The 1,533-nt window shown below is 65.0% G+C and carries 1 rRNA gene; it reads right to left on the bottom strand.

Going from position 1 to position 1,533, the window contains the following annotated elements:
- Positions 1-25: 25 nt before the first annotated feature.
- A 16S ribosomal RNA gene (locus ACTQ48_RS11145) occupies positions 26-1,531 on the bottom strand.
- Positions 1,532-1,533 lie beyond the last annotated feature (2 nt).

The raw sequence follows: 1,533 nt of genomic DNA, 5'->3' as shown, positions 1-1,533 counted from the left end.
TCTCTCTAAGAATGTATCTCCCTAGAAAGGAGGTGATCCAGCCGCACCTTCCGGTACGGCTACCTTGTTACGACTTCACCCCCCTCACCCTCCACACCTTCGGCGCCTCCCCCCTCTCGGTTGGGCCGGCGACTTCGGGTGCAGACGACTCGGGTGGTGTGACGGGCGGTGTGTACAAGGCCCGGGAACGCATTCACCGCGGCATGCTGATCCGCGATTACTAGCAACTCCGACTTCATGGGGGCGGGTTGCAGCCCCCAATCCGAACTGGGGCCGGCTTTCCGGGATCCGCTCCCCCTCGCGGGGTGGCATCCCTCTGTACCGGCCATTGTAGCACGTGTGCAGCCCAGGGCATAAGGGGCATGATGACTTGACGTCGTCCCCGCCCTCCTCCGCCTTGACGGCGGCGGTCCCGCGTGGGTTCCCGGCATCACCCGATGGCAACACGCGGCGGGGGTTGCGCTCGTTGCGGGACTTAACCCAACATCTCACGACACGAGCTGACGACAGCCATGCACCACCTGTATGGGCTCCTCTCGGCCACGGGGTCTCCCCCGCTTCACCCATATGTCAAGCCCTGGTAAGGTTCTTCGCGTTGCTTCGAATTAAGCCACATGCTCCGCTGCTTGTGCGGGCCCCCGTCAATTCCTTTGAGTTTTAGCCTTGCGGCCGTACTCCCCAGGCGGGACGCTTAATGCGTTGGCTGCGGCACGGGGGGATCGTCCCCCCACACCTAGCGTCCATCGTTTACGGCTGGGACTACCAGGGTATCTAATCCTGTTCGCTCCCCCAGCTTTCGCGCCTCAGCGTCGGTCTCGGCCCAGAGGGCCGCCTTCGCCACCGGTGTTCCACCCGATATCTGCGCATTCCACCGCTACACCGGGTGTTCCACCCTCCCCTACCGGACCCAAGCCGCGGAGGTTCCGGGGGCTTCGGGGGGTTGAGCCCCCCGCTTCGACCCCCGGCCTGCCGGGCCGCCTACGCGCGCTTTACGCCCAATGAATCCGGATAACGCTCGCCCCCTACGTATTACCGCGGCTGCTGGCACGTAGTTAGCCGGGGCTTCTTCTGCAGGTACAGTCTCGTCTCTTCCCTGCTGAAAGCGGTTTACGACCCGAAGGCCTCCGTCCCGCACGCGGCGTCGCTGCGTCAGGGTTGCCCCCATTGCGCAAGATTCCCCACTGCTGCCTCCCGTAGGAGTCTGGGCCGTGTCTCAGTCCCAATCTGGCCGGTCGGTCTCTCAACCCGGCTACCCGTTGTCGGCACGGTGGGCCGTCACCCCGCCGTCTACCTGATGGGCCGCGGAGCCATCCCCTCCCGTCGGGGCTTTAGCCCGGGCGCCATGCGGCACCCGGGGGTATCCGGTATTACCCGTCCTTTCGGGCGGCTATCCCGGGGGAGGGGGCAGGTTCTCCACGTGTTACTCAGCCGTTCGCCACTCGCTTCCACCCGGAGGTGGGTGCCGTTCGACTTGCATGTGTTAGGCGCGCCGCCAGCGTTCATCCTGAGCCAGGATCGAACTCTCCGTCCAAA

Origin of the sequence: Collinsella sp. Sow4_E3 (assembly GCF_052116285.1) — a bacterium.
Classification (GTDB): domain Bacteria; phylum Actinomycetota; class Coriobacteriia; order Coriobacteriales; family Coriobacteriaceae; genus Collinsella.
The sequence above is the reverse complement of the archived record's forward strand: the minus strand, read 5'-3'. Positions and strand labels throughout refer to the sequence as shown.